The sequence below is a fragment of the Lysobacter sp. A378 genome, assembly GCF_054052125.1.
On record NZ_JBSVRK010000003.1, the window covers coordinates 118,981 to 132,484 of the forward strand.

The window sequence follows — 13,504 nt, forward strand, 5'->3', positions numbered from 1 at the left end:
GCCGGCAACCGGCGAAGATGCGGCATCTGTCCGGAGAACGAGTGCTATGGAACCAAAAAGCGTGCTAATCACCAGGCGACTCTGGTGGGGCCTGGGGGCCCTGTTGGTCGTCAGCTTCGGCATCATGTTGTGGATCGGCAAGGACCTGTACCAGACGGCACCGCCGATGCCGGAACAGGTCGTGACCGAAAGTGGCGAGGTGGTTTACACCCGCGACGGGATCTTGACCGGCCGTCACGTGTGGCAAAGCATAGGTGGGCAGCAGAACGGTTCGATCTGGGGCCACGGCGCGTTGATTGCTCCGGACTGGTCGGCCGAATGGCTGCACCTGGAGGTCGTGGCCTGGCTGGATTTGCGTGCACAGTCCGAGTTCGGAAAACCCTACGAGGAGCTCGACGACAGCACCCAAGCCAAGCTGCAGGCGGAGATCAAACCGGAGATCCGTCGCAATACCTACGATCCCGAGACCGGTACCATCGTCATCTCCGACGAGCGTGCGCAGGCAATCTCGCAGGTCGCGGCGCACTACATCAGCGTGTTTTCCGCAGATCCGGCAACCGCGCATCTGCGCGAAGCCTACGCGCTGCGCGAGAACCCGGTGCCCGATGAGGAGCACCGGCGCCTGATGACCGGGTTCTTCTTCTGGGCGTCGTGGGCGACGGTGACCAACCGCCCCGACGACGTGAAGTCGTACACCAACAACTTCCCGCACGAGCCGCTGGTGGGCAACAAGCCGACCTCCAGCAGCTTCATGTGGTCGATGTTCTCGATCCTGTTCATGATTGCCGGCATCGCGTTGTTGGCCTGGCATTACGCGGCTTATCACGGCAAGGAAAAGCCACTGGTGCCGCCCGTCGAGGATCCGGTCGCCAAGATCGTGGTCACCCCATCAATGCGGGCCACGGCCAAGTACTTCTGGCTGGTGATGGCGTTGTTCCTGTTCCAGATCCTGATGGGCGCGACCACCGCGCATTACCAGATTGAAGGCCAGCAGGCCTACGGCTTCGAACTGGCGAACTACCTGCCTTACGCGGTGACCCGCAGTTGGCACACGCAACTGGCCATCCTGTGGATCGCAACCGCGTGGCTGGCCACCGGCCTGTACCTCGGCCCGGCGATCTCGGGGCATGAGCCCAAGTACCAGAAATTCGGGGTGAACTTCCTGTTCATCAGCCTGATCATCATCGTGGTGGGCGCCTTTGCCGGCCAGTGGTTCGCGGTGATGCAGAAGTTGGGGCTCGCCAACAACTTCTGGTTCGGCCACCAGGGCTGGGAATACACCGATATCGGCCGCTTCTGGCAGATCTACCTGTTCATCGGGCTGATGTTGTGGGTGGTCCTGCTGGGCCGCGCGCTGTGGCCGGCGATGCGTCGCAAGGACCAGACGTCCTCGATTGCCGGCTTGCTGTTCCTGTCCACGGTGGCAATCGGCCTGTTGTACGCCGCCGGCCTGATGTGGCGCGAGGACACCCATATCTCGATCGTCACCTACTGGCGTTTCTGGATCGTCCACCTGTGGGTGGAAGGGTTCTTCGAGGTGTTCGCGGTCGCGGTGATCAGCTTCATCTTCGTCAAGCTGGGGCTGGTGCGCGGCAAGTCGGCGACGATCAACGTGCTGTTCGCCACCATCGTGTTCATGTCCGGCGGCGTGCTGGGCATGTTCCACCATCTGTACTTCGCCGGCGTCACTACCGGCGTCATCGCACTGGGCGCCAGCATCTCGGCGCTGGAGGTGGTGCCGCTGGCGTTGATCGGACTGGAGGCCCACGAGACCTGGAGGAACAGCCGCGCCACGCCATGGATGCAACGCTACAAGTGGCCGATCATGTTCTTCCTCGCGGTCAGCTTCTGGAACCTGATCGGTGCCGGACTGCTGGGCTTCCTGATCAACACCCCGCTGGCGCTGTTCTACATGCAGGGCACCAACATCACCGCCGCCCACGGCCACACCGCGTTGTTTGGCGTGTACGGCATGCTGGGTATCGGCTTGATGCTGTACTGCCTGCGCGGACTGAGGCCCGAGCGGGTGTGGATGGAAGGACTGATCCGCAGCGGCTTCTGGTCGCTGAATATCGGACTGGCCCTGATGACCCTCCTGACCCTGCTGCCGATGGGCGTGCTGCAACTGGAAGCCAATCTGGAACACGGCTACTGGTATGCACGCTCGGCGGAGTTCATGAACCGCCCGATCATCGACCTGCTGGTATGGCTGCGGGTGCCGGGTGACACGGTGTTCGCGATCGGTGCATTCCTGATCGCACTGTTCGTGGTCTCGCTGTGGCTGGGCCCGCGTCCGGTCAACAAGCCCGCTCCGGCAGTGTTGGAGGCGGAGCGCAGCAGCTGATCCATAGCGGCAACGGGTAACACCAAGGGGCGACTTCGGTCGCCCTTTTTTTGGTTCTTCTCCCAACTGAGGGGAGAGGCAGCTCCGTCTCAGTAGGTCACCGACCAGGTCGCCATTGCGCCGGTCAACGTCTCGCCGTGTTCGCGACGCGCATCCAGGTTCAAGCCGAGTCTGCCACGACGACCGAACCGCGCGTCGAAGCCCAATCCGAACACACCCACGTCGCGGCCCAGTCCCTCGCCGCCGATCGGTGCCCACGCATCCACTGCGGAAAATCGCGCTTGGATATCCTCGCCCACCTGCGACAGCAGGTGCTGCCATTCTATCCGCGCACGCAGTGTCCACGCACTCCAGCCGAAGTTGACGTCCTGATCGAAGCGCGCGCCAAGCAGTGCCTGACTGGCGCGCAACGTCGAGTCGGCCGTGCTCAGGCCGAAACCCGCGGCACCCGACTCTTCGAAGCCGTCGCGATCCAGTTGCACGCTCTGCACGCCGGCGTACGGCGTTGCCCGGCCCGTGTTCCAGGAAAAGGTCAGACCCGCCTGTACGCCGGCCGTGAAGTAATGTTGGGTGTGGTCGGAATCGAGCCGGAATGCGTTCGTACCGATCAGCACGTCGCGCTGTGTCCAGCGCTGCATCTGCCCGAACGACGCAGCACCGAGCAGGTAGCCTCGGCCCAGGCCCCGGGTGGCATAGAGTTGACCCTCGGTCTGGCGGTTCTGCTCGCGGTCGCGGCGCTGCGCGTGGTACCCGGTACCGTCGCTCTGCGACAACGCCGCACCGATGGTGAAGCGATCGTCGCGCTGGACATCCACGCCCATCGCCCACCCTTGGGACTGCATGCTGAAACGTCCGAACTGGCGATGCGATTGCTGCGTGTCTGACCAGACGCCGGCACGGCCGTTGGCCAGTTCATCCACGCGCGACTCCAGTTTGCGACGGTTGCCGTCGATGGCCATCATCGCAAAGGTCATGTCGGCCCCATGGAGTTCGCCGGACAGACTGTCCAGCGAGTCCTGCAACACCTGCCGGCTGTCGATGCGCTGGAGCACGCCGGCCGCATCGGCAAACGTGTCGACCGGATGGTAACCCGCCGCTCCTGCCGGTATGTCGGCCATTCCGTTGAGCGTGTCGAGCGCATTGTCCACGCGCTGCGCGGCACTGAAGCTGGCGGGCGTGAAGTTCATGCCGCTCAGCGCCGTCGCCTGTACCTGCGTGACATCGAGCCAGACCCGGTTGGCGTCGTAACCGATGGTCGCTTGCAGCATCAAGCTCATGGGCGCATGGAGGCTGGAGAACACGCCGTGCACGCCGCCGTCGGCGACCAGTACCTCAGTGTTGCTTCGCGCCACATAGCCCGGTGCCGTGGCCGCGACGTACAGCTCGCCGTCGATGTTAGCCCGGCCTTTCACGTGCAGCGGCGCATTGCCCAGGTAGATCGAGTACCGGCCTGGCACGCGCAGTTCTAGGTTGCCTTCCAGCGTCGTGCTCGGCATCGGCCCGTTGTAGAGCACGCCATCGCTAACAACGTTGCCCTTGAATGTCGTTGGCTGTTTGGGGTTGTTGTTGGTGTTGATTGACAGATTGCCGTGGTTTTCCACATCGCCTTCGACTGTCACGTCCCAGGCATACAATTGCGTGCCCGCGTCGATGGTCACGTCCGCGCCCATGCGGCCGTTGATGGTCACCACGGAACCGTTGGTCAAGTGCAACGGACCGGTGAACGTGTTGTTGCCGCTCAGGCTGAGCCAGCCGTCGCCCGAGGTGCTGATGCCGCCGCCGCCAGAGATGTCGTTCCACCAGGTCATCTGTTCGCCATAGGGCAGCCACACATCCATGTCGCCCCAGTCGAGCCGGCCGGGACCGCGCAGCGCTTTCTCGACGTTGATCAGTCCCTGGCCGAATATCGGATCCGGCCCCGGCACGCCCAGATCAGTCGCCGTGCCCAACAAGATATCGCGGACCTGTTCGCCGCTGATCAGCGGGAACGCCTGCCACACCATCGCCGCCGCACCGAGCACCAGCGGTGACGCTGCCTGTGTACTGGTCATTGACCAGTAGCTGGGGTTGCCTGCCGTATCGGCGTTGCCGACCAGCGTCACGTCGCCCGGTGCCACCACGCAGTAGTCCATCGCCACGCCGCAGCCGTTGGAGTATGCAGCCAGACGATCGGGACGCGCCGTTTCCACAGCGGCGACGGTGATCCAGTGCTCCGAAAGCGATGCCGGCGCACCGGGTAGGCTCGGCAGGCTCGCCATCTGAGTCGGATCAGCGTTGCCACCATCACCTGCGGCGAACACCACCAGACCGTCGTACGACGGCGAATCGGCCGACCAGTCGACGTAGGCCTCGAACGCATCGAACAGGCGCTGCGTGATGGCCGGGGCCTGCCATCGGAAATTGCCGTCCCAAGTGAAGCCCGCTGCGCGGGTGAATGCACTCTTGCTGGCTAGCCCGCGTTCGAGCGCGCTGATTCCGTCTTCCACGGTGGGCTGGCCGAACGGATTTCCGTCGGTGGGACGATCGGGGATGATCCGCATCACGTGCAGGTTCGCGTCGGGCGCGGCACCGCCAGCCCAGTCACCCTGTGGGCTGCCGATGGCGACCAGGGCGGTTGATGTGCCGTGGCCGTTGGCATCGTCCTGTTTGTAGTCATTGGTGGACCAGTCGACCAGGTCAGAACCGTTCCCCCACCACAGGTGCTGGTCGAGGGCCGGGTGGCCGCCCCGTGCGCCCGAGTCGTACAGGGCGATGAACTGCCCGTTGCCGCGATTGCCGTTCAGATGCGCGGAGACGGCATTGATGACCTGCAGATGGGCGGCACCATTCATCGGAGGCTCCTGTAACCGCGTGGGCATCACCAGTTCGCCCGCCGGCAACAACGGAGCGGGGGCAGGCGGCACCGGCGGCTCAACGGGGGGCGTAGGCGTCACCGGCGGCTCAACGGGGGACGTAGGCGGCAGCACGTCGGGTGGCGTGGGAAGCTGTCCCGCGGGCGGTGGATCGCTGCGCACACCCCCACCGCCACCGCCACACCCGGCCATCGTCAGCGCAAGGCTCAGCATCACCGCCCGGGCCATCGGCTCGCGCAAAAATTTCTTTTTCATGTCGCCCCCAAACGGCCCACCCCCACTCCCCAGCAGGATCCTTGAGCCGTCGAACGCGTGATTTAACCATGGGCCAAGCGCTAGGTCCATGCGCCGTTGGCGCGCGGCCCACGCCACTCATAAGATGCAACGCATGCCACGTTGGCCCCGTCCCTCATCGCGTGGATGGCCTACAGTCAACCGCTTTGGAGAATGTCGACCTGCCAGAACATCACGAAAGGTGGCTACCTGCTCACATATGGGCGTCAACAAGAAGAGTCATGGCACTCCAATTGCTTCGTAATGGTCGCCCTGCGACGTCGCGACAGCGATACCAGGCATCTGGCGCACGGTCGCAGCAGTAAGTCCAACTCGTACGCAGCTACTGGCTGCTCGATCGATGCACCAGCGGCGCACAACTCGGTGCTCCCCAGCCGCGGGCTGACCTGGATCAATGCCCCGCCGTCGCCGACGCGCCAGACTCCGCCCATGAACACCCGAGCGCATCGCCTTTCGCCCCGCCTGCTGGGCACCGCCCCGCACCGGCTGATGTTCTTCATTGGTGCGACCAACGTGCTGATCGCAATGGCGTGGTGGGCCGCATGGCTGCTGGCGGCGCGCTGGCCGGCCTGGACGATGCCGCAGTCGCAGCCGTATGCCGGCTGGGTCCATGCCTTCGTCATGCAATACCAGGTGCTGCCGAGCTTTTTCTTCGGCTTCCTGCTGACCACCTTCCCAAAATGGCTCGGCCTGCCGGAGATTGATCGCTGGCGATATATCCCGGTAGGCCTGGGCCTGTTCGGTGGCCAGATCGCGACGCTGCTGGGCGCACTGGGCTGGGAGGCCGGCGTCGTCATCGGCATGTGGATGACCGCAGCTGGCTGGCTGGTTGGCCTGCTGACCCTGGGGCTGCTGTTGTGGCGGGAAAAGGGGGTCACCTGGCATGCACGGTCATGCTTCGCGGCTTTGCTACTGGGCTTTATCGGCGTACTGGCGTGGGGCGCATTCCTGCTTGGCGCATCATCGGCATGGCTGTTCGCCAGCATCAAGATCGGCAGTTTCGGATTGCTGCTGCCGGTGTACCTGACCGTTGCCCACCGGATGTTCCCGTTCTTTGCCAGCCGCGTCGTGCCGGGCTACCAGCCGTGGCGACCGATGTGGCTGCTGGGAGTGTTCTGGCCGCTGGTGCTGGGTCATCTGGCGCTGGACCTGCTGCACGCCTACAGCTGGTTATGGCTGGTCGACCTGCCCCTGCTGGCCTTGACCACCATGATGCTGTGGCGCTGGTGGCCGCGTGGCAAGCAACCGGGCCTGCTGTCGGTGCTGTTCATTGGCCTGGCGTGGCTGCCAATCGCCTTCGCACTGTATTCGGCGCAGAGCATCATCCACGCGATGACCGACGTCTACTGGCTTGGGCGCGGTCCGGCGCACGCGCTGTTCGTCGGCTTCTTCGGCAGTGTCCTCATTGCGATGGTGACCCGGGTCACCCAGGGCCATGCCGGCCGCGCGCTGGAAATGTCGGGCGTGGCATGGTTCGCATTCATCGCCATCCAGGTCGTGACTGTCATGCGGGTCGGCGCCGAGGTGTTGCCCGATGCCGGCGCATGGCAGGCTGTGGCCGGGCTGGGCTGGCTGGTCGCTTTCGTGCCCTGGGTGGCGCGGATCGGACGCATCTACCTGAGTCCCCGCGCAGATGGCAGGCCGGGTTGACGGCCAGCAGCCACCGTCACCACGACCGTCGAGGATTCCCCGTGATCGAGTTCTACCCGCAAATCAAGAGCATCCACGTCGCCATGGCGCTGACCAGTGGCGCGATCTTTGCGCTGCGCGGCGCTGGCGTACTGGCCGGGATGCGCTGGCCGCACTGGCTGGTCGTGCGCTGGACCAGCTATACCGTGGATACCGCGCTGCTGACCGCGGCGCTGATGTTGTTGACGATCCTGCCCGGCGCGCTGTTCGCCAATGGCTGGCTGACAGCGAAGTTGCTGCTGTTGGTGGTCTACATCGTGTTGGGCGTCATGGCGATCAAACGCGGACGCACGCGGATGGCCAAGGCCGGGTTCTACGTAGCCGCGCTGCTGACCTTCGCGATGGTGTATTCGATTGCCCGCGCGCATAGCCCCTGGGGATTCCTGTATGGAATTATCGGCTGACCTCCTGGCAATCAGCGGCAGAGGTGACGACGGTATTCCCGTCGCGACAGCTCTGCCCGTTGGCGACCTGCCTGCGGACAGGTCGGTCGCAGCAGTCCCCGCCGGCACCGACCCGGACCGGCCACTGCTGGATGCGCTGTTCCTCGGCCCGTATGGCGAGAACGACGCCTTGCTGGAAAAACTCATGGTCGAGTTCCTGCGCGACCATGTGTACTGGCGGCGCAACTTCCACCCCGAGGATCCACCGGCGATCCCGACCCACGCGGCCCAACATCCGGACTATCAGGCCTTCGAGGCACGGCTGCGACGCGAGCTGCACCAGTTGTCGGCATCGTTGAAGCGCTCGGTGCCGTTCCACAGTCCACGCTATATCGGCCACATGGCCTCCGACCTGCTGCTGCCGGGACTGGCTGCGCAGATGCTGACCCTGCCCTACAACCCCAACAATGTCAGCGAGGATGCCGCCCCGGTCACCATCGACCTGGAGGTCCAGGTCGGCCTGCAACTGGCGCGGATGCTGGGCTATCCGGACGACACCACGCGCCCGGACTGCGCGTTCGGGCACCTGACCTCCGGCGGCACCGTCGCCAACTACCAGGCGCTGCGACTGGCGTTGGCGCTGAAGGCGTTTCCGGTCGCGTTGCGTGCCGCCGGCGTGCCGGATCTGTCACTGCCGGCCACCGACTGGGCCGCCTTCAACCTCGGCCCGGCGGCGGGTATCGAGCTGCTCGAACAATGGCAGGCGTGGCTGGCCGCACAGCCGTCACGCGAGCGTCGTCACTGGCGCGACGCGGTGCAGACGCAGCGACTGGAGCACCTGGGTCTGGTCGAATTCTTCGCCCGTCACCGCGATTTACGCGTGCCGGTGGTGCTCGCCCCGGTCACCGCGCATTACTCGTGGAGCAAGGGGCTGAAGCTGCTCGGCCTGGGTCGCGACCAACTACAACTGTTGCCCGAGCGCGGCATGCGGTTGGACGCGGACGCGCTGGAAGACGCATTGCAACGCTGCGAACGCGAGCGCCAGCCGGTGTTGATGACAGTCGCCGTACTTGGCACCACCGAGTACGGCACGGTCGATCCAGTGGATGCCGTGGTTGCCGCGCGCGATCGCGCACAGGCGCGAGGACTGGGCTTCAGCGTGCATGTCGATGCCGCCTGGGGTGGCTATCTGGCGACCCTGTTTCGCAATCCGGACGGCAGTCTGCGCAGCCTGGCCGAGGTGCGCACTGGCTTCAGGCAATTTCCGCTGCCGGAAGTACACGCCGCGTTCGCCGCGCTCGGACAGACCGACTCGGTCACCGTGGATCCCCACAAGCTGGGCTACCTGCCCTATGGCGCGGGCGCCTTTATCTGCCGCGACCACCGCGCGACGGCGTTACTGGCCGAAGCTGCCGACTACGTGTTCCACGACACCCGCGCCACCGATTACCTGAGCCGCTACCGCCGGCTGGGCCAGTTCGTGCCGGAGGGCTCCAAATCCGGTGCCGCGGCCGCTGCGGTTTACGTCACCCACAAAGTGTTGCCGCTGGACCACGCCAACTTCGGCCGGTTGCCGCGCCAGACCGTGCTGGCCGCCGAGGCATTCCATGCCCGCACGCACCATCTGGCTACCGAGCTGGAAGGCATCGCCCACGTGCTGGTGCCGTTCGCGCCCGACAGCAACCTGGTCTGCGTGGCGATCAACCCCGCCGGCAACCGCGACATCGCCCGCGCCAATGCCTTCGTACGTCGGATCCATGACGAATTGCGCGCCGATTCCAGCCAGCCGCTGCAGCTCAAGCAGTTCTTCGGCTCGATGACCACCCTGCAGCCCGAGGCGGTGGGCACGGCGGAGATGCACCGCATCCTGTCGGCACTGCGCATCGACCCGGACACGCTGGGCGACGGCGCCAATGACGCCGATGACGACCGCCTGGTGATCCTGCGCCACACGTTGATGAACCCGTACCTGATCGACCACGAGAACGGCATCAGTTACATCGACCTGTACCTGGCCCACCTGGGCCGGCGCATCGGTGCGTTGCTGGCGGAGGCGTCACCATGAGTCCGGACTCCTTCCACCCCGGCCCGGCGTTCGGCTCCAGCGACGAGCCGCCCGGGCGCCACTACGACACCGACGCACAGCGCTCATGGACCGGCCAGGCCCTGTCGCGGTTGCGGCAGGAAGCTGCTCGTTCGGCCGATACCCACCTGTTACGGCTGGAGTTCCCGGGCTTTCCGGGCATCGAGTTCTACTTCAAGGACGAGGCGGCACACCCGACCGGCAGCCTGAAGCACCGCCTCGCACGTTCGCTGTACCTGTATGCCCTGTGCAACGGGCGGCTGCATCCGGGCCAGCCGGTGGTGGATGCGTCCTCGGGCAGCACCGCCATCTCCGAGGCGTGGTTCGCGCGATTGCTCGGCTTGCCGTTCACCGCGGTGATGCCGGCGGCCACCGCGCCGCGCAAGATCGCCGATGTGCAGGTGCTGGGTGGCCATTGCGACCTGGTCGACGACCCTTCGCAGGTCTACGAGCGCGCCGCCTGGCATGCTGCCAACGGTGCCTGCCATCTCGACCAGTTCGGACTCGCCGAACGTGCGACGGACTGGCGCGGCAACAACAACATCGCCGAGTCGATCATCGGCCAGCTGGCCCGGGAGCCGCATCCCGAGCCGGCATGGATCGTCTGCGGCGTCGGCACCGGCGGCACCTCGGCGACGATCGGCCGCTACCTGCGCTACCGCGCCCTGCCAACCCGTCTGTGCGTGGCCGAGCCAACCGGAAGTGCATTCGTACACGGCTGGCATGCGCGCGACCGCACGGTCGTTGGCAGCCAGCCGACCGTCATCGAAGGCATCGGCCGACCGCGGGTGGAGCCGGGCTTTCTGTTCGAAGTCGTCGACGACGTGGTCGAAGTGCCCGACGTCGCCTCGATCGCCGCAATGAGCCTGCTGGAAGAACACATCGGCCGACGCTACGGCGGCTCATCGGGTACCAACCTGGTTGCCTGCCTGCAGTTGGCCACCCGGATGCGTGCCGCAGGCGAGTGCGGCAGCATCGTCAGTCTGTTGTGCGATCCGGGCGAGCGTTACGACCAGACCCTCTACGACCCGGACTGGCTGTCGCGTAGCGGGCTGGACCCAAGCGCTGCGGAAGCGGCCTTGCGCGCGACGCTGGCCACCGGCGAGTGGCACCCGACGGTCTGAACAACGCAGTGGAGCGGTTGCAGATCCCAGCCCGAAGACGATGGCACTTGATCCGCATCAGGGCACGACGCTGACGCAGCGACGAGGCTGTCGCCACCCCTGCTTGCGGTGCCCTCATGGCCGACCACGATCTGCGTACGTTCCTGTCCCGGCTGGAGCGCTCCGGCCAGTTGCACCGGGTATCGGCATCTGTCGATCCGGACCTTGAGTCCACCTCGCTGTGCCTGCGCGCGCTGCGCGAAGGCGGGCCGGCGCTGTTGATGGAACACCCCGTCGGCAGCGCGCATCCGCTGCTGGGCAACCTGTTCGGGCACCGCGACCGGATCGAGGCCGCGCTGGCCGGGCGACCGCTGGCAAGCCTGCGCGAACTGGGCCAGCTACTGGCGGCGATCAAGGAACCACGCTGGCCGTCGAGCCTGAAACAGGCGCTGTCCACCTGGCCCGAACTGGCCCAGTTGGCCCACGTCGCCCCGCAGCGCGTTCGCGAAGCCGCATTCGAGCACGAGACGCTGGAGGGCGAAGACATCGATCTGTCGCGACTGCCGGTCCAGCGCTGTTGGCCGGACGATGCGGCGCGCCTGATCACCCTGGGCCTGGTGATTACCCGCGGCACCCGCAAACCGCGCCAGAACGTGGCGATCTACCGCATGCAGGTGATCGGCCCGGACCGGGTGATCATGCGCTGGCTGCCACACCGCGGCGGCGCGCTGGATTACGCGGACTGGCAAGCGGCGCATCCCGACAAGCCCTTTCCGGTGCTGGTCGCGATTGGCGCGGACCCGGCGACCACGCTGGCCGCAGTCGCGCCGGTACCGGACACGCTGTCGGAATACGAATTCGCCGGCCTGCTGCGCGGCCAACGCACGCGCATCTGGCACAGCCAGCGCACCGGACTGGACGCTCCGGCCGGCGCGGAGATGCTGATCGAAGGCGTCATCCATCCCGGCGACACGGCACTGGAAGGCCCGTTCGGCGACCACACCGGCTACTACAACGCCGCCGACCACTTCCCGGTGCTCACCATCGAGCGCCTGCACCTGCGCAGGGATGCGATCTACCAAGGCAGTTACATGGGCCGCGCACCGTTCGATGAACCCTCGGTGCTGGCGATTGCGCTCAACGATGTCTTCGTGCCGATCCTGCAGAAAGTGTTCCCGGAGATCGTCGACTTCTTCCTGCCGCCCGAAGCCTGCTCGTACCGCATCGCGGTGGTCAGCATCCGCAAGCAGTACGCGGGTCACGCGCGCCGGATCATGATGGGCGTGTGGTCGTACCTGCGCCAGTTCACCTACACCAAGTTCGTGATCGTCACCGACGAGGACATCGACGTGCGCGACTGGTCGCAAGTGGTCTGGGCGATGTCCACCCGGGTCGACCCGGCGCGCGACACGATGCTGGTGGAGAACACGCCCATCGACTACCTCGACTTCGCCAGTCCGGCACCGGGACTGGGCTCCAAACTCGGCTTCGACGCCACCAACAAATGGCCCGGCGAGACCACTCGCAAATGGAGCCAGCCGATCCGCCTCGACCCTGACATCGAGCAGCGGGTCGACGCGCTGTGGTCCGGGATTCGTGGTTGATCACTACTGCGACCGACCTACCCGGCCACCACCTGACCCAGATCAACGACGCCCCCGTCACAAGGGGCGACGATCCCGGCGATCTCGACGACCGCGGAGCGCCCATGCAACTCGTATGTCCCGCCGGCAACCTGCCGGCCCTGCAGGCCGCGGTCGATGCCGGTGCCAACGCCGTCTACGCCGGCTTCCGCGACCAGACCAACGCCCGCGCCTTTCCCGGCCTGAACTTCTCCGACGAGGAATTGCGCTGCGGCATCCGTTACGCCCACGCCAAGGGCGCGAAGGTCTACCTCGCCCTCAACACCTATCCCGACAGCGTGCGCCTGGGGCAATGGCATGCCGCGGTCGAAAAGGCAGCCGAGTTCGGTTGCGACGCGATCATCGCCGCCGAAATGGGCGTGCTGGATTACGCCGCGCGCACCCACCCCGACCTGGCGCGGCACCTGTCGGTGCAAGGATCGGCCACCACCGAACCGGCGCTGCGTTACGCCTACGAGCGCTTCGGCATCGCCCGCGCTGTGTTGCCGCGGGTGCTGTCGATCCAGCAGGTGGAGCGCCTGTGCGAGCGTTCGCCAGTGGCCATCGAGGTGTTCGCGTTCGGCAGCCTGTGCATCATGGTCGAAGGCCGTTGCCAACTCTCCAGTTATGTCACCGGCGCATCGCCCAACCGGCACGGCGTGTGCTCGCCGGCGAAGTTCGTGCGCTGGGACGAGTTCGACGACGGCAGCCGTACCGCGCGGCTCAACAACGTGTTGATCGACCGCTTCCAGCCCGAGGAGCCGGCCGGATACCCGACCGTGTGCAAGGGTCGGTTTGATGTCGGCGGCGAGACCTTCCACGCGTTGGAAGAGCCGACCAGCCTCAACACCCTGGAGCTGCTGCCGCGGCTGGCGAAAGCCGGTGTGGTGGCGCTGAAGATCGAGGGTCGCCAGCGCGGCGTCGCGTACGTCGGCTCGGTCACCCGCACCTGGCGGTCGGCACTGGACCGGTACCGCGCGAACCCCGATGCCTGGGCGTTGCAGCCGGACTGGCAACGCACGCTGTCGGGCCACGCCGAAGGCCACCAGACCACGCTCGGCCCGTATCACCGTGCCTGGCACTAGTGCAGGACTGAGCACGCATGTTCTTGAGGCAACCCGGATGGCGAAACAC

General features: G+C 65.9%; 8 protein-coding genes. 7 read left to right on the forward strand and 1 reads right to left on the reverse strand.

What is annotated here, in order from left to right:
* Positions 1–46: 46 nt before the first annotated feature.
* Positions 47–2,344, forward strand: coding sequence for a nitric-oxide reductase large subunit (locus tag ACW7G1_RS12015; RefSeq protein ID WP_456979991.1), 2,298 nt, complete (start codon positions 47–49; stop codon positions 2,342–2,344).
* A gap of 89 nt (positions 2,345–2,433) precedes the next feature.
* Here ACW7G1_RS12015 and ACW7G1_RS12020 read toward each other — a convergent pair whose 3' ends face one another.
* Positions 2,434–5,451: a S8 family peptidase gene (locus ACW7G1_RS12020; RefSeq protein ID WP_456979992.1), complete on the reverse strand. Its 3,018-nt coding sequence runs from the start codon at positions 5,449–5,451 to the stop codon at positions 2,434–2,436.
* A gap of 468 nt (positions 5,452–5,919) precedes the next feature.
* On the opposite strand from ACW7G1_RS12020, the gene ACW7G1_RS12025 reads away from it, so the two are divergent.
* From ACW7G1_RS12025 to ubiU, 6 genes are all read left to right on the forward strand, one after another.
* Entirely contained in the window at positions 5,920–7,140 is a 1,221-nt protein-coding gene (locus ACW7G1_RS12025) for an NnrS family protein (RefSeq protein WP_456979993.1), read from the forward strand.
* A 41-nt stretch (positions 7,141–7,181) separates the two neighbouring features.
* Positions 7,182–7,583, forward strand: a complete 402-nt coding sequence (locus ACW7G1_RS12030; RefSeq protein ID WP_456979994.1) for a SirB2 family protein — start codon at positions 7,182–7,184, stop codon at positions 7,581–7,583.
* Entirely contained in the window at positions 7,567–9,627 is a 2,061-nt protein-coding gene (locus ACW7G1_RS12035; RefSeq protein ID WP_456979995.1) for a pyridoxal phosphate-dependent decarboxylase family protein, read from the forward strand. Before ACW7G1_RS12030 ends, ACW7G1_RS12035 begins: the two co-directional genes overlap by 17 nt.
* A complete protein-coding gene (locus ACW7G1_RS12040; protein ID WP_456979996.1) occupies positions 9,624–10,769 on the forward strand; it encodes a PLP-dependent cysteine synthase family protein in 1,146 nt (381 codons plus the stop codon). The genes ACW7G1_RS12035 and ACW7G1_RS12040 overlap by 4 nt, the downstream gene beginning before the upstream one ends.
* Before the next feature lie 116 nt (positions 10,770–10,885).
* Positions 10,886–12,352: a UbiD family decarboxylase gene (locus ACW7G1_RS12045; protein WP_456979997.1), complete on the forward strand. Its 1,467-nt coding sequence runs from the start codon at positions 10,886–10,888 to the stop codon at positions 12,350–12,352.
* Positions 12,353–12,456: 104 nt separating this feature from the next.
* On the forward strand, positions 12,457–13,455 hold the full coding sequence (gene ubiU / locus ACW7G1_RS12050) for a ubiquinone anaerobic biosynthesis protein UbiU (protein ID WP_456979998.1): 999 nt from the start codon (positions 12,457–12,459) through the stop codon (positions 13,453–13,455).
* Positions 13,456–13,504: the final 49 nt, after the last annotated feature.